At 43.0% G+C, this 23666-nt stretch carries 21 protein-coding genes; 8 read left to right on the top strand and 13 right to left on the bottom strand.

Annotated features, from left to right (window positions below):
* Window positions 1–10 precede the first annotated feature (10 nt).
* Entirely contained in the window at window positions 11–985 is a 975-nt protein-coding gene (secF, locus tag AC5YCD_RS04840; protein ID WP_496128942.1) for a protein translocase subunit SecF, read from the top strand.
* A gap of 41 nt (window positions 986–1026) precedes the next feature.
* Here the strand turns inward: secF and AC5YCD_RS04835 are convergent, their stop codons facing one another.
* The 5 genes from AC5YCD_RS04835 to cysM are packed head-to-tail and all read right to left on the bottom strand — an operon-like array spanning window position 1027 to window position 7199.
* Complete coding sequence (locus AC5YCD_RS04835; protein ID WP_496128941.1) at window positions 1027–1635, bottom strand: 4'-phosphopantetheinyl transferase family protein; 609 nt, start codon at window positions 1633–1635, stop codon at window positions 1027–1029.
* A 54-nt stretch (window positions 1636–1689) separates the two neighbouring features.
* Window positions 1690–3996: a RelA/SpoT family protein gene (locus tag AC5YCD_RS04830; protein WP_496128940.1), complete on the bottom strand. Its 2307-nt coding sequence runs from the start codon at window positions 3994–3996 to the stop codon at window positions 1690–1692.
* Window positions 3997–4039: 43 nt separating this feature from the next.
* Window positions 4040–5428, bottom strand: coding sequence for a 23S rRNA (uracil(1939)-C(5))-methyltransferase RlmD (gene rlmD / locus AC5YCD_RS04825; RefSeq protein ID WP_496128939.1), 1389 nt, complete (start codon window positions 5426–5428; stop codon window positions 4040–4042).
* A gap of 6 nt (window positions 5429–5434) precedes the next feature.
* Window positions 5435–6256: a 3'-5' exonuclease gene (locus AC5YCD_RS04820; protein WP_496128938.1), complete on the bottom strand. Its 822-nt coding sequence runs from the start codon at window positions 6254–6256 to the stop codon at window positions 5435–5437.
* 28 nt (window positions 6257–6284) lie between these two features.
* A complete protein-coding gene (gene cysM, locus AC5YCD_RS04815; RefSeq protein ID WP_496128937.1) occupies window positions 6285–7199 on the bottom strand; it encodes a cysteine synthase CysM in 915 nt (304 codons plus the stop codon).
* A 153-nt stretch (window positions 7200–7352) separates the two neighbouring features.
* Here cysM and AC5YCD_RS04810 point away from each other — a divergent pair, with 153 nt between their 5' ends.
* From AC5YCD_RS04810 to rsfS, 5 genes are all read left to right on the top strand, one after another.
* A complete protein-coding gene (locus AC5YCD_RS04810) occupies window positions 7353–10163 on the top strand; it encodes a GacS-like sensor histidine kinase (protein ID WP_496128936.1) in 2811 nt (936 codons plus the stop codon).
* Window positions 10164–10219: 56 nt separating this feature from the next.
* Window positions 10220–11005 carry a crotonase/enoyl-CoA hydratase family protein gene (locus AC5YCD_RS04805; protein ID WP_496128935.1) on the top strand — a complete coding sequence of 262 codons (786 nt, stop codon included), beginning with the start codon at window positions 10220–10222 and terminating at the stop codon, window positions 11003–11005.
* Window positions 11006–11016: 11 nt separating this feature from the next.
* On the top strand, window positions 11017–11889 hold the full coding sequence (locus AC5YCD_RS04800; protein ID WP_496128934.1) for an NAD(P)-dependent oxidoreductase: 873 nt from the start codon (window positions 11017–11019) through the stop codon (window positions 11887–11889).
* A 3-nt stretch (window positions 11890–11892) separates the two neighbouring features.
* Entirely contained in the window at window positions 11893–12675 is a 783-nt protein-coding gene (locus AC5YCD_RS04795) for a hydroxypyruvate isomerase family protein (protein WP_496128933.1), read from the top strand.
* Between the two features lie 84 nt (window positions 12676–12759).
* On the top strand, window positions 12760–13161 hold the full coding sequence (rsfS, locus tag AC5YCD_RS04790; protein WP_496128932.1) for a ribosome silencing factor: 402 nt from the start codon (window positions 12760–12762) through the stop codon (window positions 13159–13161).
* Between the two features lie 68 nt (window positions 13162–13229).
* Here rsfS and AC5YCD_RS04785 read toward each other — a convergent pair whose 3' ends face one another.
* Genes AC5YCD_RS04785 through AC5YCD_RS04775 form a run of 3 tightly spaced genes read right to left on the bottom strand, consistent with a single transcriptional unit; the run spans window position 13230 to window position 16142 of the window.
* The gene (locus tag AC5YCD_RS04785) at window positions 13230–14675 is read right to left on the bottom strand and encodes an NAD(P)(+) transhydrogenase (Re/Si-specific) subunit beta (protein ID WP_496128931.1); all 1446 of its coding nucleotides are present in this window, start codon (window positions 14673–14675) and stop codon (window positions 13230–13232) included.
* Window positions 14676–14678: 3 nt separating this feature from the next.
* Window positions 14679–15002, bottom strand: coding sequence for a proton-translocating transhydrogenase family protein (locus tag AC5YCD_RS04780; protein ID WP_496128930.1), 324 nt, complete (start codon window positions 15000–15002; stop codon window positions 14679–14681).
* A gap of 12 nt (window positions 15003–15014) precedes the next feature.
* Window positions 15015–16142, bottom strand: coding sequence for a Re/Si-specific NAD(P)(+) transhydrogenase subunit alpha (locus AC5YCD_RS04775; RefSeq protein WP_496128929.1), 1128 nt, complete (start codon window positions 16140–16142; stop codon window positions 15015–15017).
* A gap of 789 nt (window positions 16143–16931) precedes the next feature.
* Between AC5YCD_RS04775 and AC5YCD_RS04770 the strand changes: the two genes are divergently transcribed.
* Window positions 16932–17852: a DMT family transporter gene (locus AC5YCD_RS04770; RefSeq protein WP_496128928.1), complete on the top strand. Its 921-nt coding sequence runs from the start codon at window positions 16932–16934 to the stop codon at window positions 17850–17852.
* A complete protein-coding gene (locus AC5YCD_RS04765; protein WP_496128927.1) occupies window positions 17853–19043 on the top strand; it encodes an MFS transporter in 1191 nt (396 codons plus the stop codon).
* Between the two features lie 260 nt (window positions 19044–19303).
* Here AC5YCD_RS04765 and AC5YCD_RS04760 read toward each other — a convergent pair whose 3' ends face one another.
* From AC5YCD_RS04760 to AC5YCD_RS04740, 5 genes are all read right to left on the bottom strand, one after another.
* A complete protein-coding gene (locus AC5YCD_RS04760; RefSeq protein WP_297423951.1) occupies window positions 19304–19567 on the bottom strand; it encodes a hypothetical protein in 264 nt (87 codons plus the stop codon).
* A gap of 3 nt (window positions 19568–19570) precedes the next feature.
* Window positions 19571–20317, bottom strand: a complete 747-nt coding sequence (locus AC5YCD_RS04755; RefSeq protein WP_496128926.1) for an N-acetylmuramoyl-L-alanine amidase — start codon at window positions 20315–20317, stop codon at window positions 19571–19573.
* Window positions 20314–20628 carry a hypothetical protein gene (locus AC5YCD_RS04750; RefSeq protein ID WP_180078701.1) on the bottom strand — a complete coding sequence of 105 codons (315 nt, stop codon included), beginning with the start codon at window positions 20626–20628 and terminating at the stop codon, window positions 20314–20316. Before AC5YCD_RS04750 ends, AC5YCD_RS04755 begins: the two co-directional genes overlap by 4 nt.
* Before the next feature lie 64 nt (window positions 20629–20692).
* Entirely contained in the window at window positions 20693–23182 is a 2490-nt protein-coding gene (locus AC5YCD_RS04745; protein WP_496128925.1) for a phage tail protein, read from the bottom strand.
* A 1-nt stretch (window position 23183) separates the two neighbouring features.
* Window positions 23184–23606: an NlpC/P60 family protein gene (locus AC5YCD_RS04740; RefSeq protein ID WP_496128924.1), complete on the bottom strand. Its 423-nt coding sequence runs from the start codon at window positions 23604–23606 to the stop codon at window positions 23184–23186.
* Between the last annotated feature and the right edge of the window lie 60 nt (window positions 23607–23666).

Here is a 23666-nt window from a genome sequence, read left to right as displayed (position 1 = left end):
GAGATCATTGATGACTGAAAATTCTCAACCGCAATACGGTCGCCCAGAAGAAGAACGTGTTATCCCGTTTATGAAGATCGCATTGCCTGCAGCATTGCTATCGATCTTCTTAACGGTGGCCAGTATTTTCTTTATTGCCACGAAGGGCTTGAATTTAGGCTTAGACTTTACTGGCGGTGTCGCTGCTGAATTAAACTACACCAATCCAGTCAAACCTGAGCAAGTCACACAAGCGTTAAGCCAAGCTGGTTTTAGTGATGCTGTGGTACAAACCCTAGGTTCTGAACGTGACCTGATGGTGCGTATGCCCGTGCAAGAAGACATTGAAGCAGAAGATTTAACCAAAGCGATTACCACTGCGGTACAGTTACCAAACAACGCCGCCGAAGTCCCTAAAGTCGATGTAGTCGGTGGTCAAGTCGGGAATGAGCTATATGTCCGTTCTGCAGGCGCAGTCGGCCTAGCCTTACTGCTGATGCTAGTGTATGTCACCATTCGCTTTGAATTTAAGCTTGCTATGGGTGCAGTGCTGTCTTTATTCCACGACATTATTGTGACTTTAGGTTTCTTTGCTTTGATGCAATGGCCATTTGACTTAACCGTACTTGCAGCTTTACTGGCAATTATTGGTTTCTCACTGAATGATAACATTGTGGTATCGGATCGTATTCGGGAAAACTTCCGTAAGATTCGTGGCGCGACACCGCTTGAAGTGGTGAATATTGCCTTAACTGAAACCTTACGTCGTACCATTCATACCTCTATGACCCTATTACTTGTAGTGGTTGCCATGATGTTTATGGGCGGTGATGGTCTGAAGTGGTTTTCAGTTGCCATGTTTGTAGGTGTGTTTGTGGGTACTTACTCATCGATTTACATTGGTACAGCCTTTGCCTTATGGCGTGGTTTAAATCGTCAAGACTTTATTGTGCAGGTCAAACCTGAATTTGAAGAACATGGCGATGAGCAATTACCTCCGCGTTAATTGCCCACGCTAAAAAAAGCCCATCACTTGATGGGCTTTTTTTAGATCTGTTGAATGGTTGGCATCTGCGCTGTGCTACGCCAAGCAATTGTTAGCATGGCCTCATGTAATTGTAGTTGCTGATAACTCAACTCGCCCAATTGTGGATGCTGCATACTGCCCTGCATCTGCCCAAATACGACGTTGGTTTCTAAAGTATTTAAGCTTAAACGAATACCTAGACCCGCTGCTTTGACAAGCGCTTCTTTGGCTGTCCACACTTGAAACCAATAGTTTTTATTTTTTCCACTTCGCTGCCATTGCTGTAATTCATTCTGCGTAAAAGCATGCTGAGCCAAAGCCTCAAAACGAATACTGCGATTTAAATCTTCAATGTCTACGCCAATGTCATCTACATCAGCACTCATCACTAAAGCATAATGTTGCTGACTATGACTATGATTAAAGGCGAGATCTGGTAAATATGGCTTACCATATTCAGTTTTGCATAATTCTGCTGCTTGCACGTCACGGCCTAAACTTTGACTTAATTTTTCTAGGCGATACGCATGTAACGCCTGCTTTTGCGCTGCGACAAAATCTCGGCGGCTTAAAGCTGGATCAAGCTTTACAAGCTGTTGAATAGGTTGACAATCTAAATAAATTTGCATGATTTTTTCCATAAAAAAACCAGCAACCGAAATTGCTGGTTTCTTGCACTTGGTTTAGTTACCTTGAACTAAACGGCGAGCGCTAATAATACCCGGTTGTTGCTCCAAACGCGCCAATAAGCGCGATAACTGCGCCAAGCCTTTGACTTCAATTAAAAGTTTCATATTGGCAATACCATCCGCTTCTGAAATGGTATTCACCTGACGAATGTTAATTTGGTCCGAGAAAATCACTTGGGTTAAGTCTTTGAGTAAACCACGGCGGTCATAGGCTTCCACCACAATTTGCACGCTTTGACCCCGAGTCGGCTGCATTTCCCAATCGGCTTCCACCGCACGTTCTGGTTCATTTTGAATCATACGCAGATAATCAGGGCAAGCCACTTTATGGATGCTGACGCCACGGTTTAAGGTAATATAACCGGCAATTGATTCACCATGGACAGGCTGACAGCACTGCGCGATATGCAGCTCAACATTGTCTAAACCATCAATTAAAATGCCGTGTGCCGACAAGGTATGACTAGCACGTGGATTTAAGGTTGGTTTTAACACCAGTTCAGGTTCATCCTGATCCAGATGCATATGACGGTTGACCTGATTAATCAGAGCATGCAGGCTGACATCACCATTAACCAAGGCAATTAAAATATCATCACCCGTTTTGACATTGAAATGATTACAGTAATCTGCCAAATCAATGCTTTTTGGATGAATGGCTAAACGAGATAACTCTTTATTAAGAATCTCACGCCCCGCTTCTAAGTTTTTACTACGATCCTGCTGACGGAACCAATGGCGCAATTTATCCCGTGCACGGGCAGTTTTGATATAGCCAAGTGAGTTCACCAACCAGTCACGGTTCGGTTCACGATCTTTTTTGGTTAAGATCTCAACTTGTTCACCCGTTTTTAAGGTATAAGTCAGGGGCACATAACGCTGATTGACGCGCGCGGCATAGCACTTATTGCCCACTTCCGTATGCACATGATAGGCAAAATCTAAGACTGTAGAGCCACGTGGTAACTCTTTAATGTCGCCATCACGACTAAACACATAAATCTTCTCAAAATCTTCAAACTCTTGGATTTGCTCAAAGTTTTCTTCAGTGTCATCTTCTTTATGGGCACTTGCATCATTACGTTCTTGATAATGCTCAAGCACTGCACGAAGCGAATGCAAACGATGATTAAAAGAATGATCCGTGGTTTTTGAGCCTTCTTTATAGTTAAAGTGTGAACATACCCCAAGCTCTGCTTCGTTATGCATGGCAAGGGTACGAATTTGCACTTCTAAAGATTTGTTCTCGGCAATCACCGCAGTATGTAATGAGCGATAACCATTGGCTTTAGGGTTGGTAATATAGTCATCAAACTGATGCGGAATATGCCGCCACATTTGATGCACAATACCTAACGTGTGATAACACTCAGGAATGGATTTCACCAAAACACGTAAAGCACGAATGTCATACAGCTGATCAAAGCTTAAATCTTTGCTCTTCATTTTGCGGTAAATCGAGTAGATATGTTTCACTCGACCATTAATTTCCGCCTCAATGCCATATTCGAGTAAAGCATTACGCAATTTATCAATCACAAACTGAATATATTGCTCACGCTCTAAACGCTTTTCATTAAGGAGTGAGGCAATTTCTTTATAACGCTCTGGCGCTAAATAACGGAAAGCTAAATCCTCCAACTCCCACTTGAGCTGGGCAATGCCTAAACGATGCGCCAGTGGTGAGTAAATGGTGAGAATCTCACGTGCTACACGTTCTTGACGATCTTTGGGTGATTTGGCCAATTCACGTAGCGCATAAGTACGTTCTGCCAGCTTAATTAATACGACTCGAACATCTTCAGTCACAGAAATCAGCATCTTATAAATGCCGGTCAGATGTTCACGCTGGTTATTATTAAAGTGATCTTCTAGACGCTTATTCTTTTCAATCAGTTCAGAAAGCTTACCCATAGATAAGGTGCCCGTCACTAAGCTATGCACTTGTGCACCAAAACGCTCGAGTACTTCTGCAAGCGAAATCACACCCTCACGTACACCACGGTAGAGCATCGCTGCCGATAAGGTATCTTCATCCACATACAGATGGGCCAAAATATTGGCCATCTCTAAACCCGTATAGAAGGTATTGGATCGATGATTGACCGTACTTTTAAGCTCACGTTGTAAGGTCAACTGGGCAACTTCTTCGAGTTGTTTAAGTTCAGCACCATCAAAAATAGCGCGGACGCGATCTAGCCATTCGGCCAGATCTTGCTGAGCTTGTTCGGCATGCTCAACAGTCGTTTCCTCAGACAATTCATTTAATCGCCCTGGAAGCTGTTCACGTACTGTGACCATACCCGTCTCCTACTTCTCTGTTACGCTGTATCATATTATAAATTTATAAATTGTCTATTTCGTGTTTTTTAAATAAAGCAATTGATTCTACATGGCCAGTATGTGTAAACATATCCATCACACCCGCTTGAATCAAGCGATATCCATGTTCTGCTAACACTTTTGCATCACGCGCCAGCGTTGCAGGATTACACGAGACATATACCAAACGTTTTGCACCAAACTTGGGCACATAATGCATCACTTGCTCGGCGCCAGCACGAGGTGGGTCAATTAATAATGCATCAAAACCTTGTTTCGCCCAAGATTGGTGCGAAAAATCTTGTGTTAAATCTTGTGAGTAAAACTGAATCTGCTGAATTTGGTTAAGTTGGGCATTTTCTGTGCCACGCTCGACCATTTCTTGACTCCCTTCTACCGCAACCACCTGCCCAGTCTCCCCTACACAACGTGCCAGTGGTAAAGAGAAGTTACCTAAACCACAAAACAGGTCTAAAACACGCTCACCGGGCTGCAACTCTAGCAATTGGCATGCCAACTGCACCATTTGTGGGTTAACTGTTGAATTTACTTGAGTAAAATCATGCGGATGGAAAGCAAAGTTGAGCGCAAAATCAGGCAAACTATAGTGTAAACGTTTCGCTGCTTCAGGCTGATCAACACGCACTAATGCTGGGTCTTCATTGCCTTGTAAATACAATTGCCAACCCTTGTCTAACGCAAATTGGCGCAATTGGTTGACATCATTTGCAATTAAAGGCTGTAAATGTCGGATCACGAGGGCCACCTCTTGGTCACCCATGGCCAGTTCGATATGACCAATAGCTGCTTTGCCAGCCAAACTTTGTAATAGTTGTTTTAAACGGGTAATTGAGCCAAATTGTTGATCCAAAATGAGGCAACGATCAATTGAAGTCAGTTTATTGCTCTGCTTTTCACGAAAGCCGACCACTAACTTATCTTTACTTGGCACATAACGTACCCCAATGCGTGCTTTACGACGGTAATCTTCACGTTGTGAGCGAATCGGGGCCAACCAATTTTCTGGTTCTAGACCTGCAAAATGGGTCAGATGCGATTTTAATACCTCTTGCTTAAGACGAATTTGTTCATCTTTAGCAATATGCTGCATATTGCAGCCACCACAACGCTCAAAATGCGGACATGCCGCCTCTACACGTATTACTGAAGGTTCACTGATCAGTTCTACACAGTCAGCTTCTTCTAGGCGCTTTACGACATTGGTAATCTGAGCCAGTACCGTTTCGCCCGGTAAAGCACCCTCAATAAAGACTTTTTTACCGTGTTTATCACTCGGATGATCAGGATGATTGCCATAGTGCGCTATCCCTCGTCCTTCATGTGATAGCGATTCAACCTGAAAAATGTACTTGGGTTGTGGCATAGGACGAGGTTTAGCTCTGTGTTTCATGGATACCTAATTTTTGTCTGGGGAGAAATCAATCGCAGTAAATGCAGTGTGTTGTGAGTTTTGGCGCCATACCTGTAAAAATTCGGTATGTTGCGGCTGACTCTGTAAATAGTCGATGCTGTGTTGAATCCAAGTTTGATGGTCTTGTGCCGTAATTAAGCCTTTTAACAGTGCCCAGCGTAAAAACACCAACCAAGTATTGAGCACATCGCCTTCGCAATAGCTGGTTAATTCTAGCCACTGCCCTTGGGCCACGTACTTAGGGATATGATAACCCGGTAAACCACGTTTACCCGGAAAACCTAACAGATGGGCAATATCATCTAACTTTTGGAAATTACGTCCGTTAAACATGGCCAGCACGTCCATTAAATCGACATGACGCTGATGGTAACGGTTCTGATAGTTATTATAGCGTTTTTGGTTATCAATTTCGCCCTGATCGAAAAGACTTGGCGCAGATAAACCATGATACATGGCGCGGTACAAAATCACTGGCAAATCAAATTGTGAACCATTCCAACTAACTAAGGTTGGATAGCGCTTATCAAAGATCGATAAAAATTTTTGTAAAATTTCGCGTTCAGTATAATGCTCTTGGCTAAACGAAAACAATTTCATCTGACCTTGTTCGTTAATCCATAGCCCAGAAATACAGACTATTTCATGTAGCGGTAAACGCTGAAAGTCTGTACCTGCTTCTTGCCGCCGCAACTTGGCCAAAGCAGCATCTAAATCCGCATCTGGCAAATCAAGGTCATATAAATGCGCACCTGATTTTTTGTCGGTTAAGGTTTCAATATCAAAAACTAATACCGGTAAACGCATAATATGACCCTATAGACGTTGCTCAATCTTAGTCTTGGACTGAGAATAAGCCAGTAGATAAATAACGATCACCGCGATCGCAGACAATGCATACAATCACTGCATCTGGATGTTGTTCAGCAATTTTAATCGATGCCCAAACTGCACCGCCTGAAGAAACGCCCGCACTAATGCCCTCTGTACGTGCCAATTGACGCGCAGTTTTTTCCGCTTCAATTTGCGGAATATCCATAATACGATCGACGCGTGAAGCATCAAAAATGGTCGGTAGATATTCAGTTGGCCAGCGACGAATCCCGGGAATATTGGAGCCTTCAGCAGGTTGCAAACCGACAATTTGGACATTTGGGTTTTGTTCTTTTAAGTATTTTGAGATCCCCATAATGGTGCCCGTAGTGCCCATTGAACTGACAAAATGGGTAATTTTACCGCCCGTTTGCTGCCAAATTTCTGGCCCCGTGGTCAGGTAATGTGCTTCTACATTATCTGGATTGCCAAATTGGTTCAGTACCAAACCAACGCCATCAGCTTGCATTTGTAGCGCCATATCACGCGCCTGTTCCATGTTGTCTGCTTCGATGAGCTCAGCACCATAAGCTGCCATGGCATCTTTACGTTCTTGACTCGAGTTAGCTGGCATGATGAGTTTCATGTTATAGCCGCGCATCGCTGCAACCATTGCTAAGGCAATGCCTGTATTTCCGCTCGTCGCTTCAATTAACGTATCACCCGGTTGGATCTGACCACGCTTTTCTGCTTGCATAATCATGTTATAGGCAGGACGATCTTTGACTGAACCTGCTGGGTTATTGCCTTCCAATTTGGCCAATACTGTTGCTTGAGTGTGATTTGCCAGACGCTGTAAACGCACCAGTGGGGTTTTGCCCACATAATGATCCAGTAAAAATTCGTCTTCTTGAAAATCAGGGGTTGTCGTACTCATTATTTGCACCTTTATCGAGGTGTGCCTATTGTATGAAAAAATGCTTGATTCTGCACCCATTTAGCAGGCTTTTTCTTTAACTCGCTCAAAGCCTAATCAGATTAAAAAAAAGCATGCTAAACTCATCGGCAAACAAAAGCTGCCTTTTTAATCATGCCCAATATCAATAAAAAGTTATTTAAGCGCTTACATTTAAACCATGCCTACGGGCAACTGATTGCGCTCATTTTTGTCCCCATTATGATTTTGGCCTGCGTGGGCGCAGCTTTAGTTTTAATTGAAACGTCCAATGCCGCCAAAGCACAGCAACGGCAAATGGCCATTGCGATTTTAACCCGCTTTCAAACCCAAGCTGAACAAGCCATCACTTTACTCAATTATTATCCATTGCATTACGATCATGGTCGCACTTTTATGCAAACCATGATGAATAATAAACATGTCATCCGAACGGCAATTATTGATGCCAGTGGACAAAATCGTTTGAGTTTGGGCGATCAAGCCGGCGATCCATGGCCTAAAGCTGCCGCCAATGCCAGTTTTTTAGGCCCTATAGAACATAAAGATAGTCATATTTATGGAATGGCCATTCATCAAGCACCGAATAAAGTGGCGTGGTTGATGATTGAATTGGATAATCAGCCACTGCAAATTGCCCGTTATCGGGTATTGATTGTATTAATTGCTACAGGTTTACTGACCTTACTGCTGTTACTTCTATGCTTAAACTTCTATTCACGGCGCTGGATTGCACCGATGTATGAAGTACGCATGCAATTACAACGCTTAAATGCAGACACTTTAGATCAGCACATCGTCATTAACAGTACCGGTGAGTTACGCTTACTACAGCGCGATATTGCCAATGTCGTCAAGCGCTTACATTACAGCTTTTTAGAGCTCAAAGAACACACCGAACAAACTGAAGACGACTTACGCCGTACCTTAGATACCCTAGAGGTACAAAATATTACCTATCGCCAAGCACGCGATCAGGCAATTCAAGCCAACCAATCGAAATCGGTATTTTTAGCCAACATTAGCCATGAATTACGCACTCCTTTAAATAGTATTGATGGCTTTATCCATTTATTGCTGCGACAAGGCAATTTATCTACTGAGCAAAACCTCTATTTACAAACCATTCGTAAATCCTCAGCTCATTTATTGGCTCTGATTAATGATGTACTAGATTTTTCTAAAATTGATGCGGGCAAATTAGAACTAGAAACTGCGCCCTTTGATTTGGAAGAAGCCATTTTTGACGTCATGGATATGCTGTCACCACTTGCCGCGCAAAAACATATTGCCATGGCCTTTTACTATGCCGATAACATTCCAAAAGATGTGATTGGCGATGCACTACGTTTTAAACAAGTGCTGACCAACCTGATTTCAAATGCGATTAAATTTACCCCAGATGGGGACATCATTGTGCGGGTGCGTATGGAACATGACGACATTGGGCAATGTTTATTGCACTTTAGCGTCCAAGATAGTGGTATTGGCTTAAGCGGAACTGATCGTAAAAAGCTGTTTGAATCCTTTTCTCAAGGTGATGCCTCTGTGACACGTCAATTTGGTGGTACGGGTTTAGGTTTAGCCATTTCCAAGCAATTGGTGCATTTAATGCACGGACATATTGGCTTTGAAGATAACCAAGAACGTGCACCTACCGAAAAAGGCTCAACTTTTTGGTTTACTGCCATGTTTGGTGTCAACGAAGAAGATTACACGCCACATCCTGACTTTAGCCATATCCATGTGTTGTCGTATCTGGCACATCCGGCCACAGCCAATGTATTACGCCATTATTTAGAAAACTATGGTGTACAACACACCGAATCAGGTTCGATTTTAGAATTATTTAGTGATTTAAATCGTTTTGATGCCAATGAAAACACATGGTTGATTGTTGATCATAGTGGTGATAGTGAAGCGTTATTACGCGAAATTCGTCATCGTTATCGCGGTAACTTAGCGGTTTATGGCTACCAAATGCAACTAGAACCGCAGCTTTTAAACGAACATCAAGCGCGTCCACTGTATCAACCTTTAAGCCGTAGCGCCTTGATTCAATTACTCAGCAATCAAGAAATCTTTGTTGAAGAAGCGTTTGAGCAATTTAATGGCCAAGGCCTACATGTCTTGGCTGTCGATGATCATTTACCCAATTTAATTGTTTTAGAAGCACTTTTAGGCGAACTCAATGTCAAAATGACGCGTGCTTTAAGTGGTCAAGAAGCTTTGGGTATTTTAGAAAAACAATTGCAACACGCGCAGCCGGCATTTGATTTAGTTTTTATGGATATTCAAATGCCCGTGATGTCAGGCATTGATACCACACGCGCTATTCGCTCGCTGGAGTCGACCATTGAGCACCATAAACGCTTACCAATTATTGCTTTAACCGCACATGCTTTAGCCGATGAAAAGCAAAAGTTGTTACAAAATGGCATGGATGACTATGTCACTAAGCCCATTCAAATTGAACAAATTATTCAGATTCTCACCCAGTGGACCAAACAAAGTTTTAATGCCAAAAATCTGAGTCTCGATAGCGTCAGTACGCCACCTATGATTGACCCTGAGATCTTAAACTGGCAACAAAGCTTACAATTGGCGGCCAATAAAGAAGATTTAGCCTTAGATTTACTCAAAATGCTAGTAGAAAGCTTTGATAAAGAACTCAGTGAAATGCAGGAACTGATTGAAGTAGAAGATTTTCCACAGTTAGAACATGTATTACATCGTCTATATGGTGCAACGCGTTATGTAGGTACGCCGCGTTTGCAACAGATCACGGGGGAATTTGAGCAATTCATCTCTATTTTGCGTAAGGAACAACGCATTGCCGATGAAGCCTTTATTGCAGCAACCCAAACCCGTTTTGAGGAATTAACCCATCGTATTGATGAAGTCCGACTGGCAGCACAACATATGCTAAAAAACCAAGCAGACTAATTTTTTGCGGTTGGCGCATGTTATGCTCACCTCAAAAGCAATAACAAGAGAATAATATGGCCCATATCGAACTCGAATACCAAGATGGCATTGCGATTGTGCGTTTAAACCGTCCTGAAAAACGCAATGCCATGAGCTTTGCTTTACTTAAAGACTTGGTTAAAACTGCCGAACAATTACAAAAAAATCGGCAGTTACGCGCGGTAATTTTAACTGGCGAAGCACAGGTGTTTAGTGCCGGCATTGACCTTGCCGACTTAAATAACAGTAAAAATCGTGCTTTTGCCACCTGGGAGCTGATTAAACCCGGACAAAGTTTATTTCAAAAAGCCTTTTTAATTTGGCAACAGCTGCCTGTACCTGTCATTGCCGCGATTGAAGGTTATTGCTTTGGTGCAGGTATGCAACTGGCTTTAGCCGCTGATATCCGTATTGCACATCCAAATACACAAATGTCAATTATGGAAAGTCGTTGGGGTTTGGTGCCAGATATGGGGCTATCTCGCTCACTCTCAGGTTTAATTCCTTTAGATTTAGCCAAAGAATTGACGCTAACTGCACGTATTTTTGATGGCAATTACGCAAAAGAGATTGGCTTAGTGACCCATTTAGCTGAGCAGCCTTTGCAACAGGCAAAGCATCTAGCACAGGAGATCTGCAGCCGCTCGCCAGATGCTATTTATGCTGCTAAACGGGTATTAGATGCCATGCAACATGCCCCACATAAGGCCTTAAGATTAGAGAAAATCTGGCAGCTAAAATTATTATTGGGCAAAAACAGTCGTTTAGCACGACAAAAAGATAAAAACCCACAGATTGAATTTTTACCACGACAATTTTAATAGAGGGAAGTATGCAATTAGCACAAGGAAAAATCGCTTTTTTAGGCATAGGCCTAATGGGCAGCCGTATGGCAAAGCGCTTAATTGAGGCAAAATTTAAAATTGCGGTCTGGAATCGAACTGCAAGTGCCTGTACACCACTACTTGAACAAGGGGCGCATGCGCTTGATTTAGCCAATATTGGCACTTATCCAGTGATTTTATTATGTGTGGCAGATGATCTAGCCGCTGAAAGCGTCTATGCGCAAATTGAATCTCACTTACAAGCCAATCAGATTATTGTCGATTTTTCCAGTTTATCCGTCGCGGCAACACAGCGCCTCTCCCAAGCCGCCAAAGCCAAACACATCACTTGGATTGACTCACCTGTATCCGGTGGCACAGCAGGTGCTGAACAAGGCAGTTTGGTGGTCTTTGCTGGGGGTGATGCCGCGACTATTGCAGATTTAACACCGATTTATCAGGTGCTGGCACAACGTGTGACCCGTATGGGCGACAGCGGCACAGGCCAAGCCACTAAAATTTGCAATCAATTGATTGTCGCTGCCAACAGCACCTTAATTGCCGAAGCTGTGGCATTGGCAGCTCAAGCAGGCGTAGATACTACTTTACTGGCACCCGCATTGGCAGGTGGCTTTGCCGACTCCAAACCCTTTCAAATTTTAAGCCCGCGGATGGCGACCCATACCTTTGAACCCGTACAATGGAAAGTACAAACCCTAGCCAAAGATTTAAATAATGCGGTGCAATTGGCACAAGATTTTGATTTGGCTATTCCTGTGGCTACTCAGGCCTTATCGCAACTGCAACGCCATCAACATCAAGGCTATAGTCAAGCAGACCTAGCTACCGTCATTCATTTAGTCGAGGCCAATCAGGAATAAAACATGAAACTCGCTGTTAACCTGTCGATGATTTTTACTGAAGTGCCGCTGATTGAGCGCTTTGCTCTTGCGCGTCAACATGGCTTTGAGCATGTTGAAATTCAATTTCCTTATGAGCTTTCTATTGCCCAAATTCAACAGCAACTACGTGCGCATAACTTAAGCCTCTGTTTAATTAATGTTCCTGCTGGCGACTTGATGCAAGGCGGCAATGGATTAGCAGGTATCCCAGGCAAGGAGCCTGAGTTTCGCCAAGCTGTGCAACAGGCCATTGAATATGCCACGGCGCTTGATGTACCAAGCGTCAATATTTTAGCGGGCAAGCAACCGTTAGATGTAGATCTGTTGCCATGTTTATGCACTCTGGCCAGTAACTTAAAAGTTGCCAGTCAAATGCTAAGCCAGCTTAATATTCAGCCCGTATTTGAAATGATCAATGGCACAGATATGCCGCGTTTTTTGCTACAAAATATTGCTCAGGCCCAAGAGATGTTAGAAGCAGTGCAACATCCTCAATTAAAGATGCAATATGATTGCTACCATATGGCCATGATGGGCGAAGATGTACTGACTACCTTACAAGAAAATATTGAACAGATTGGACATATTCAATTTGCCGACTGTCCTGGCCGTCATCAACCTTGTACAGGTGACATTGACTATCAGGCGATTTTTGCCTATTTGCAATCCAGCGCTTACGCAGGCTATGTGGCCGCAGAATATCGTCCGCAAAGTCAGTCACAGCATTCCTTTGAATGGAAAGCACAATATTTTCCAAGTAGTTAAACAGTTTGTCGGATGCTGGTTTGAAATTTAGTGCTAAATTCGCTATATTAGAAGGTGAGTTATTGTCTGGAAATATTAACCTTTATGAATTTAGAACCATCGCCCAGCGCTTCTAATTCTCACGATCTCGCAATGAATTCTCAAACTAAAGACGTACAAGCATGCTTAGATGTTGTACGCGAAGCTTTAGAAGATGTAAAAGCTAAAGATATCGTGACATTAGATGTCAGCACGATCAGTAACGTTGCAGATGCTATTGTCATTGCTAGCGGCACATCAACCCGTCATTTAAAGGCGCTTGCCAATAACGTCGCTGAAGAAGCACGTAAAGCAGGCTTCCGCCCTCTTGGTATTGAAGGCGAACAAGATGCTGAATGGATCTTAATTGATCTAGGTTTTGTGGTAGTGCATGCAATGCTACCTACAGCACGTAAATTTTACGATCTTGAAAGTTTATGGCGCACTCAGCCAGAAACTGTGGCTTAAAAAGCAAAGAGCGACCTTAATGGTCGCTTTTTTAATGCCTCAAAAAAACCGCCCTCAGGCGGTTATTTTTAGTGACCTGTACCATTAATGGCCTTGGTCATATCTTCTACCACTTTTTTGGCATCACCAAATACCATCATGGTTTTGTCGTTATAGAACAAGTCATTGTCTAAACCGGCATAACCAGTTGCCATAGAGCGTTTGATCACCATCGTGGTACGTGCTTTATGCGCTTCTAAAATTGGCATACCGTAAATTGGTGAGGTTGGGTCATCTTTTGCCGCAGGGTTAACCACGTCATTGGCACCAATCACTAGCACCACGTCAGTGGCTGGAAAGTCTGAGTTAATTTCATCCATTTCCAAAATATCTTCATACGGTACATCTGCTTCAGCAAGTAATACGTTCATATGCCCCGGCATACGCCCCGCGACAGGGTGAATGGCAAAACGTACCGTCACACCTTGTTCTTTGAGCAAATTTGCCAGTTCTTTGACCGCATTTTGCGCACGCCCCTGTGCCATACCATAACCCGGTACAATTACCACGCTATCGGCATTGGACATTAAGAAGCCTGCATCATCGGCAGAACCTGAACGGTAATTACGTTGTACTTTTTCGCCCGCATCGGCACTGGCCACAGCTGCACCGCCCATGGCACCACCGAATAATACGTTAATGATAGAACGGTTCATGGCCTTACACATGATGTAAGATAAAATTGCACCCGATGAACCCACCAGTGAACCCGCCACAATCAACATATTGTTTTCGAGCGTGAAACCAATCCCTGCTGCTGCCCAACCCGAGAATGAGTTTAGCAATGAGACCACCACTGGCATATCACCACCACCGACTGGTGCAATCCATACCCAGCCAAATACTAAAGCTAAAGCGGTCATGGCCCAGAATGCTGGCATACTGCCTGTGCTAAAGAAAGTAAAGCCACAAATCAGCATCGTAATGAAAATTAACGCCTGTACAGGTTTAACCCATGCACCGCTAATGGTTTTAGCCCATTTTTTCGCTGCTAATTTGCCATAAGCAAATACAGAGGCTGTAAAGGTAATTGCACCGACAAAACAACCGACAAACAGTTCAAATAAATGCACGCTGCTCATGGCATGAAAATTGACACCATTGGCTGCCAATACATCAGGGCCAACCGCAATCAGCTTATTGTTGTGAATAATCGCGGCAATGGCAATGAGGACTGCAGCCAAACCTACCAGTGAGTGCATTAAGGCAACCGTTTCAGGCATTTGCGTCATTGGCACTGTACGCGCACGCGCAATACCAACGATAGCACCCGCCACCATAGCGCCTACAATCATCCAAACCACTGGATTTTCGGCCACAAAGAAGGTGGTCAGTACCGCAATCGCCATGGCGAGCATACCATAGCGGTTACCAGTAATCGCAGTCTTCGGCCCCGATAAACCACGTAGCGTTAAGATAAAAAGAACCGCGCCAATCAGGTAGAACCAATCCGCATAGTCTCGAATAAATTCCATCGCTTAGCCCTCTTTTTTCTTTTGTTTTGGTTTAAACATTTCTAGCATACGTGCCGTTACGGCAAAGCCACCAAAAATATTAATACTGGCTAAAAACACAGCAATTGCACCGAGTACACTCACTACGTTAATGCTTTGAAAATCCACACTGCCCTCTACACCAATCATAGGTAGACCTACAGTTTGGATCATCGCGCCCACAATAATGATGGAAGATAAAGCATTGGTCACCGCCATCAGCGGCGTATGTAAAGCAGGCGTTACGCCCCACACCACGTAGTAACCTACAAAAATGGCAAGGACAAAAATTGTAATTGTTTCAACCATGATGTTTGCTCCTTAACCACGTTTGAGTAGGATTTGACCACCATGGGCGATCATTAACGCTCTTTGAATTTCATCTTCTTGATTTAAAAATAGTTTCTTTTCTGCATCAAATAAGGTTTCAACAAAGTTATACACATTACGGGCATAAAGGGCCGATGCTTCTGTGGCAACCGTAGCCGGAATATTGGGTACGCCTAAAATTTTCACGCCATTGGCAGTGATAACGGTTTCACCACATTGAGAGCCTTCTACATTACCGCCAGTTTCCACAGCCATATCTAAAATGACTGAACCTGGTTTCATCTTGGCAACTGTTTCTGCTTTGATTAAACGCGGTGCATCGCGACCTGGTAGCAATGCCGTGGTAATCACAATATCCGCATTGGCAACCGCTTTATCGACAATTGCGGCTTGGTCTTTAATGTATTGTTCGCCTGGCATCCAGCCATAACCGTTTCTGGCCGCTTCTGCAGCACGCTGTTGTTCTTCTTCAGACATGGGCACATCCAACCACTTGCCACCTAAAGACTCGACTTGGTCTTTGGCTGTCGGACGTAAATCCGTGGCTTCAACCACAGCGCCTAAACGCTTGGCTGTGGCAATCGCTTGCAAACCTGCCACACCCACGCCCATCACCACCACACGCGCAGGTTTGACTGTGCCTGCCGCTGTCATCAGCATTGGGAACATGCGTTGATATTCATTGGATGCCAGTAACACTGCCTTATAACCAGCAAGGTTGGCTTGTGATGACAACACGTCCATGTTTTGCGCACGCGACAAAGTACGTGGTAACAATTCAAGAGCAAATGCTGTGACATTTTGCTTGGCAAATTGTTCTAGCTCGGGATTACGGTAGGGATCAAACATCGCCACCACGTGACTGCCCTGCGGAAGTTTTTGAATTTCTTCAGCTTTCGGGGCTCGTACTTTTAAAATAATTTCACTGCCAGAATAGGCATCTTCAGTGATTTTAGCACCGACTTGTTCATAGCTACTGTCAATATAAGCAGCACGAACACCAGCACCACGTTCAATCACCACGTGATGACCTGCACTGATGAGTTTTTTTACAGTTTCTGGTGTGGCAGCAACACGATGTTCACCGGCTACTGTCTCGGTTGGGATTCCGATCTGCATGAGCGTCCCTCAAGCTAGTTTTTGTCAAGCAAACACCACAAATATGGTGTTTTCCCTTTGGTTATTTTTTGTTGATTTTTTTGATTCTAATGGAAATTTTTTCTATTTCTACCTAGTATTTATTTAATAAATATTAAAACTATGAACTGATGATTCATAAAAAAAATCACATCATTATTTAATTGTTGCGATTTTTTATTAAGTCATGGCTGCTTTTGTGTGATTGATCATTAAATATTCTAAAATAGCTCATCTCATTTTACTCACGTGTAACACTTGATCATAAAATCAGCATTACAGCTAGGGTTAACAAATAGCTGCTGAAACAACCATATTTAGCCTATTTTTTACACCATGTTATTTTTAGCATGTTTTGATCAATTCAGATCAAAGTCAAATTTATCTTGATGCCATTTAAGCACAGCAGTCATACATCATTAACATGTTGTACTGGGCAAAATACACAGGACAAATACCTTGTCTGTAAGGCAAAAGTCTCAAGTAATGTTACAAATGGTTTGAAAAAAAATGAGTTGATATTTTTTATAGTGATATAGGTCGACAATGAATTGGTCTCATTTGTCTATTTTTGCACCAAAACAATGCAAAATTCATATCAAAATACTATCAATCACTTAACTTTTCTTTATAGGAACAACATTGGTGGCTTTATCAAGTTATGATAAAGTGACCCTAAAATTTTAGGTATCGCTATTAAATTCAAACGCAAAAGTTAAAATACTGCCTCCACATTCAACTGCCCCTTATTACATATGGCTGAAATATAGAATGATTCTTGCCCCGACCTCGAGCCAACTTGGTGCATTGTTTGCCATTTGTGCTGCTTTTTTATTTAGCAGTAAAGCCATCTTTATTAAACAAGCCTATGCACTCTCACCGTTGGTGGATGGCACAGTCTTAGTGGCACTTAGAATGGCCAGTGCACTACCATTTTTTTTAGTCATTGCATGGCTGAGTCGTCATCAAAAACAAAGGATTACACGGCAAGATTGGCTGATTTTATGGGCAGCAGGTTTATTAGGTTATTACTTTTCAAGTTGGCTCGATTTTATGGGGCTCATGTTTATTAGCGCCTCATTAGAACGGATTATTTTATTTTTATATCCAACTTTAACTGTATTGGCCGCCAGTGTGTTATTTAAACAGAAATTGACGCTCAAAATTGTGCTGGCGCTGGCCTTAAGCTATGGCGGCACTGTGCTGGTAATGCTGCAAGAGCAAGCCAATACCCCCCATAACAGTGATTTTTGGTTGGGTGCGAGTTTGGTCTTTGCCAGTGCAGTGTGTTTTGCTGCTTACTTACTGATGACACCACGCTTAATTCGGCAGTTTGGTTCATGGCATTTTAATGCTTTGGTACTGAGCATTGCCTGTGTGGGCACCTTAGTGCATTTTGCTGTGGCCACACCGCAGCCGCTACAATTAATGGCCCAACTGCCCACTCAAGTGCTGTACTATGGCATTGCACTAGGAATTTTTGTGACGGTATTGCCCACCATATTAATGGCACAAAGTATTCAGCGTTTGGGGCCTGCTCAATCTGCCATGATTGCCTCCATTGGCCCAATTTTAACGATTATTTTAGCCACGATTTTTCTAGGCGAATATATGAATGCCATTCAATGGTTGGGCTGCGCCTTAAATATTGTGGGGGTTCTTATGATTACACTTGCGAAAAAGACAGCCTAAATGCAGCAAAATTTAGATATTAGTCAAGACAAAGCGCTGCTTTGGCTTATGGCCATCGCCTGTGGCTTATGTGCCGGCACCAACTATTATTGTCAGCCCTTAATTAGTTCCATTCAAAACTATTTTCAGGTACCTGAATCACAAGTGGCTTTAACCGTAACCTTTGCGCAAGTGGCTTATGCGCTAGGTTTACTGTTGATTGTGCCAATTGGCGATATTGTTAATAAAACTAAATTTATTCCACTGTTGATGTTAATGGCTTCAGTCGGTTTATTTATCTCGGCATTTTCGAACAATATTTATATGCTGTGGTTTGGCACCATTGTGGCCAGTTTATTTTCGGTGGCAGCCCAAGTTTTAATTCCTTTGGCTACCATGGCAGTAAAGCCTGAAAAAACCGGACAAGTGATTGGTTTTTTAATGAGTGGCCTATTGGTGGGGATTTTACTCTCAACCAGTATTGCAGGTGTTTTATCTGAGCTTTGGCATTGGAAGATGATTTACGTGCTCAGTGGCTCACTCATGTTGGTTTTAGCCTTTTTACTGAAATCACGCCTGCCTTATTTGCTTCGTTTAAAATTAAGCTACTTTGACATTTTCCGTTCCATGGGTCAGCTGTTACAACAAGAACCACGTTTGGCTTTACGCTCCTTGATTGGGGGTTGCTGTTTTGCTGCGATGAGCATTTTATTTTCAACGATTGCTGTATTACTCACGCAAAAACCATTCTTTTTAACTGATATTTGGGTGGGCTTAATTACCTTGGTTGGTGTATTTGGTGCACTTTCGAGTAGTTATTTAGGACGTTTTGCTGATCGTGGTCGTACCCAATTACTCACACTTTTAGGCTTAGTGACTTTAGCAATTAGCTGGGCATTATTATATGGCGGTGCGGTGTCACTGCTGAGTTATATTTTAGGTTATGCCGTGATTAATTTAGGCTTAGCGATGGTGCACACTGCCAATCAAGGCATTGTGTTTCGTTTACGCCCTGATGCCAAATCTCGGATTAATTCGATTTATATGACCACCTATTTTATTGGTGGTGCGTGTGGTTCTGCGCTTGGAGTCTTGTCTTGGCAACAGGGCGGTTGGAGCATGAGCTGTTTGGCTGGTTTAAGCTTAGTACTGATGGCTGGCGTCTTTGCACTTTTGGATCAACTGTATATAAAACATAAGCAAGACGCTTAGGGCTGTCGATTTTTACCCAAAAGCCGTATAATGCCGCGCTCTCGTTGTTTGAAGTCTTAGGTCGTTATGTCTCATCTGCAATCTTTACAGCCTCGTATTTCGGTCGCGCCCATGATGGATTGGCAGAAAATATAAAATAATTCTAATTTATTCAATAATTTATAAATTATATAAAAATCAATAGTTGCAAAATAGTTGCAAGACAAACAAAAAAGATGCCCTTAGTCCGAAGACCAAGGGCATGTATAAAATTGGACCACTTACTTATAACGCTTGCTGTTAAATACGGACTTTGCGAAGTCAATAAACGTGATAATCACCTTCGCCCAACGTTCCCAATTTTGTCCTAAATCAGTCACGAATGATTTAACAAAAGCCAATACCCATGCTTTTTTATCGGCACCTGAATCTCGCTCCTTTTCTGCTGCATCCATAGCATTGACAGTCGTTTGAACGATTTCACGACCAACACCATAAGCATCCACAATTGGAGAAAGTGCGCTTGCAATAGTTATTGCTGCCATGTGTTATGCCCCTTTTTCATATTCAATTAGAACTTTGGCCACAGCTTTTGCTGCAATCCAATAACGCGCCTGGAATGCTGCCAATTCAGCTTCATTTGAAATGAAACCTAACTCGACAATCAAACCGCCAGCATTGATGTATGCCAAACTGCCACGGGCCGATTTGCTTTGGTCAATCCATCCATTATCACCACGCAATCGACTACCTAATGCACTGGCCACGGCTGCCGATAAATCTTGAGCTAGTTTTTTATCGCGAGGCAGTGCAATCGTTTCAATTCCGTTTGCTTGCTTTGAAGTTGCTGCATTCATGTGAAATTCAACAGCAATGGATGAGCCTTTAATCAGTTTTAAGGCTGATGATAACGGGTCATTTCGACTATTCGTACCATCCGTTTTTGTTGCAATTCCTGCTTCACGCAAATAAAAGGCCACCGCATTACGGAAATTTGTCACAAGTTCAGACTCTTTAATTTTGCCGTTCACAGCACCAGGATCTGTATTGCTATGCCCTGCTGTAACAGCGACAAAACCTAATGGCTGATGCAGACTTGGCTGATACCATTTTTTACCAAGCCATGACAGAAACACCATGACACCACCGGTCACATAAGCATGGTATTCAACAGGTATCAATTTAAAATCAACTGCCCATTGCAAGCCTGGAATAAGTACAAGCAATAAAAAAGCCCCCAATACAGGGAGCTTGACTGACAAGAATTGCCATGCATTTTGTTCTATAAATTTCATTTACTATCCTCACGATGGCTTTGCATAATCGCCATATCTTGTTTGAGTTGATTAATGGAATTGATGGTCCACGTACCACCTGAAATTGCCACACCTAGCACAAAGCCCAAGCCCCACTTGAGCATTGAAATTGCACCCTGATCTTTAAATTTTTGCTGTTCAAGTAATTCAACTTTGACACGCATTTGCTCTAAAGCAGCGTGATACCCCTTATTGAGCGTGTTCGCTTCGACAAGTTGCTCAGTGACTTTCTGCAACTTGTCTGAGACCTCATTTAACTTTTTCCAAAGCTGTGCGCTTGGCTCATTCACAACTGCCCCCTTTTCGACATGCAATAAAAAAAGCACCTCGAAAGGTGCTTTATGGTTGAAAATTTTAACTATCAGCAGTTGCCTGTGTGATTCGTGTTGAATAGTTCCACGAAGTCGGCTTCCACACGTCCCGCGCAGCAACACGCACATAATATGTGGTCGTTGATTGCAAGCCGGTAATCGTGCAAGCATTTTCAGTACCGGTCCAACGAGCTGCTGTCGAATCAGGATCAAAGTTTGCATTAGTACTGATCCACACCTGGTAATCTTTCAGATCCGGTACTTCACTTGGAATCCAAGTTACTGTAATCGAATCTACAGTTGCCGATGTGTACACGTTCAACAATTGTGGTGGCACTGGATTACTGATATTCAACTCTGCAAAAGTACTGATAATCGAACCGTTTTTACTTGCAACACGTACTGTATAAGCACGTTGAATACCGTCGATTTTCGCTTCATCCATGCTGTATGAGTAATCCGTATTTGTCGTTTCAACTGTACGAAGCAGAACACCACCAGAAAGAATTTGGACAATATATCCTGATGCTCCTGCAGCTGGTTGCCATTGGACTTTAAAACTTGTACCGACAAATGGAGACTGCAGTGATAAACCTTTCACTCCTGCAGGACGACCACCATTGATCGTGTAACTGTATGCAGTGACTTCATCTAAAGTTTCTTCTTTTTGTTCAAGACCATTGAAGCTTGTGAACTTCAAATAAATCTGTTTGCCGACCATATTTGAGTTGAAGTCATATTCAAAAATAGCACGATCAATACGAACAAAAGGCTCGCCGGCAATGTGCGATGTTGCGTCATCAAAACGCCCACGAAGCATGCCACTTAATGTATAACGTCCTGACCCGTCCAAAGTGGCATCAATATAGTTGATATATTCGTCACCGACTTTACATAGTGTTGCATCAACTTCAGCATCCTGCAAAGTACCGCCAAAGATCTGGCTTGAAGTATTCAATTGCACTTGCATCGATGAGTCATCTGCGTCAATTGCAGAAACTAATGTACCGTAACGCGCTGAACCATAAATGGTCCCGATCATTTCGTATGTTGTATTGTCTATACTTGCCCAAACATTACAGCCACCCCAATTGATCCCACCTGATGCAGCGACCCAAATTTGATTTTTACCACCAGTTAAATCTAAAGGTGGCTCAAAAATTGCCGGTGCATTGACGTTGCCAGGTTCCTCATTGCCACCTTGGTATCCGTTTGAGGATTGCAGGTCATATTCAACCGCTGAACGTGATCCGACTGCAAGCTCTTCAGCGGTAATCGAAAGCACACCCTCTTCATCTTCTTCAACACGAGTGATTCGCACAGGGAATCGATCAAGACCTAAAGATTCGTCTGTGATGGTCACAATGTCCATTGGTTCAAGTCGGCAGTACTTCCAACCCAATTCGAACTCATATTCATTTCGAACATAGAGTTTTCGCTGTAATAGAAGTTGCACCGCATGACGAGCAATTTTCGGCTCACAGAAAAAGTCGAACTTGACTGGATCTTGTGTACGCAACCCAAACATTTCAATATTTGCTTGGTCCTTTGCTTCAACTGTTTCCGTGTTGTATTGGTTAAACCGATTCACGTACTCAACCTGGCAATGATTGTATGCATCGGTATCACGGCTTCGACGCACACGCACAGGCTGATCTTCACCTAAAAAATCATCATCAGTCAGGTGATAAACCGGTTCAAGATTTGGCGTAAATGTCACACCATTACCCGTCACTGCACTGTCACCATATGAACGGATTTTCAAGCCGTCTGGACTTGGTACCACTGCACAATTCACCGCTTCCACAATTTCATTGATGATTTCGAATGCTTCACGCTGTTCAGTCATCGCAGGACTAATCAACAAATTTGCAGCAGCACAGTAAGTCCGAAATTCTGATAGATCTTCCATGTTTAGGCTTGGTGATGCACCGTAGCGCGGATTTGTGATGAAGTCTTCAATCACGTCAGCTGGATTGGCATCATGAATCGTGTCTGAAAATGTGATATCGCTGATCACTTCAAAGTTATGATTCGATAATGCTGCACTACCACCCAAATCATAATTGGCACATGCCACATATCCAAGGAACGGATAATGCACTGCTTGATCAGGATGCTTTGATGCCAAATAGCCCCAAACTGGATTGTGATCACCATCAAATAACTCAAAACTGATTTGATCAAGCGGTTTAAGCTGTACACCGTTTTCAGTTTTGGTGACAATCTGCTCTTTATCACGCCAAATGATGCCGATGTCTTTGATTTTGTTTTCACATAGACCCAGCATTAAAGATGCTGAATAGGTATATGTAGTGTTTTTGGTCTTAGTTTTACCGCCTTTACCACCCGACTTGGTGGTCGTGGTGTGAGCAGTCGATTTGAAGTCGCCATACCAAAACATATTGGCGGCAACACGGTTTTTGCCGTAAATCAATGGTTGTGTCAGACCGTATGCAGATTGCTGAATACGCATCGAATTGATGCGCTTATCAGACGTACTGATCGTTGTGCTTCCAAATATTCCACCCATATTATTCTTTTAGCCTCTTCATACGAAAAAAGCCCGCAATTCTGCGAGCTAGACTTCCTTTTGTGCCATCTTGGAGTATTACTCCTTGATGAATATAGGAGTGAATAATCGTTGGCCATTCGACGACAATTGCACCATGACTGATACACTTGCCAAAATGATAAAGAACAATATCACCAGGCTGTGGCTCTTCGACTTCATAGCACACAGATAAAACGTGCTCTAAATATCGTTGGCCAAGCTGGTGCATGTGCCAATCTGGTGGATATGGTCGCGGATCTAAATGATCCATGAGTCCAACTTTTTCATAGACTTCACAGATCAGCGTTCCACAATCCACACCGACACCTTTGACACGCCCTTGGTGATGGTATGGTGTGCCAAGCCACGTTAAGGCTTCTGTAACGGCTTCGTGATTTTTCATGTTTGATCTAGTAAAAAACCCTGATCTAATTAAAGATCAGGGTTGGTGGTGGTTTGTTGG

It is taken from the genome of Acinetobacter sp. CY05 (assembly GCF_059515805.1).
Note: the sequence above shows the minus strand (reverse complement) of the source record. Positions and strands in the feature narration are given on the sequence as shown.

Excerpts from the sequence above, each read along its gene's own strand:
- AC5YCD_RS04755 (WP_496128926.1), bottom strand. The coding sequence starts at position 20,317 with ATGAAATTTATAGAACAAAATGCATGGCAATTCTTGTCAGTCAAGCTC.
- cysM (WP_496128937.1), bottom strand. The coding sequence starts at position 7,199 with ATGAGTACGACAACCCCTGATTTTCAAGAAGACGAATTTTTACTGGAT.
- AC5YCD_RS04830 (WP_496128940.1), bottom strand. The coding sequence starts at position 3,996 with ATGGTCACAGTACGTGAACAGCTTCCAGGGCGATTAAATGAATTGTCT.
- AC5YCD_RS04810 (WP_496128936.1), top strand. The coding sequence starts at position 7,353 with ATGCCCAATATCAATAAAAAGTTATTTAAGCGCTTACATTTAAACCAT.
- AC5YCD_RS04800 (WP_496128934.1), top strand. The coding sequence starts at position 11,017 with ATGCAATTAGCACAAGGAAAAATCGCTTTTTTAGGCATAGGCCTAATG.
- AC5YCD_RS04795 (WP_496128933.1), top strand. The coding sequence starts at position 11,893 with ATGAAACTCGCTGTTAACCTGTCGATGATTTTTACTGAAGTGCCGCTG.
- AC5YCD_RS04745 (WP_496128925.1), bottom strand. The coding sequence starts at position 23,182 with ATGGGTGGAATATTTGGAAGCACAACGATCAGTACGTCTGATAAGCGC.
- AC5YCD_RS04765 (WP_496128927.1), top strand. The coding sequence starts at position 17,853 with ATGCAGCAAAATTTAGATATTAGTCAAGACAAAGCGCTGCTTTGGCTT.
- AC5YCD_RS04835 (WP_496128941.1), bottom strand. The coding sequence starts at position 1,635 with ATGCAAATTTATTTAGATTGTCAACCTATTCAACAGCTTGTAAAGCTT.
- AC5YCD_RS04785 (WP_496128931.1), bottom strand. The coding sequence starts at position 14,675 with ATGGAATTTATTCGAGACTATGCGGATTGGTTCTACCTGATTGGCGCG.
- AC5YCD_RS04775 (WP_496128929.1), bottom strand. The coding sequence starts at position 16,142 with ATGCAGATCGGAATCCCAACCGAGACAGTAGCCGGTGAACATCGTGTT.
- AC5YCD_RS04740 (WP_496128924.1), bottom strand. The coding sequence starts at position 23,606 with ATGAAAAATCACGAAGCCGTTACAGAAGCCTTAACGTGGCTTGGCACA.
- AC5YCD_RS04780 (WP_496128930.1), bottom strand. The coding sequence starts at position 15,002 with ATGGTTGAAACAATTACAATTTTTGTCCTTGCCATTTTTGTAGGTTAC.
- AC5YCD_RS04805 (WP_496128935.1), top strand. The coding sequence starts at position 10,220 with ATGGCCCATATCGAACTCGAATACCAAGATGGCATTGCGATTGTGCGT.
- AC5YCD_RS04760 (WP_297423951.1), bottom strand. The coding sequence starts at position 19,567 with ATGGCAGCAATAACTATTGCAAGCGCACTTTCTCCAATTGTGGATGCT.
- AC5YCD_RS04820 (WP_496128938.1), bottom strand. The coding sequence starts at position 6,256 with ATGCGTTTACCGGTATTAGTTTTTGATATTGAAACCTTAACCGACAAA.
- secF (WP_496128942.1), top strand. The coding sequence starts at position 11 with ATGACTGAAAATTCTCAACCGCAATACGGTCGCCCAGAAGAAGAACGT.
- AC5YCD_RS04770 (WP_496128928.1), top strand. The coding sequence starts at position 16,932 with ATGATTCTTGCCCCGACCTCGAGCCAACTTGGTGCATTGTTTGCCATT.
- rsfS (WP_496128932.1), top strand. The coding sequence starts at position 12,760 with ATGAATTTAGAACCATCGCCCAGCGCTTCTAATTCTCACGATCTCGCA.
- rlmD (WP_496128939.1), bottom strand. The coding sequence starts at position 5,428 with ATGAAACACAGAGCTAAACCTCGTCCTATGCCACAACCCAAGTACATT.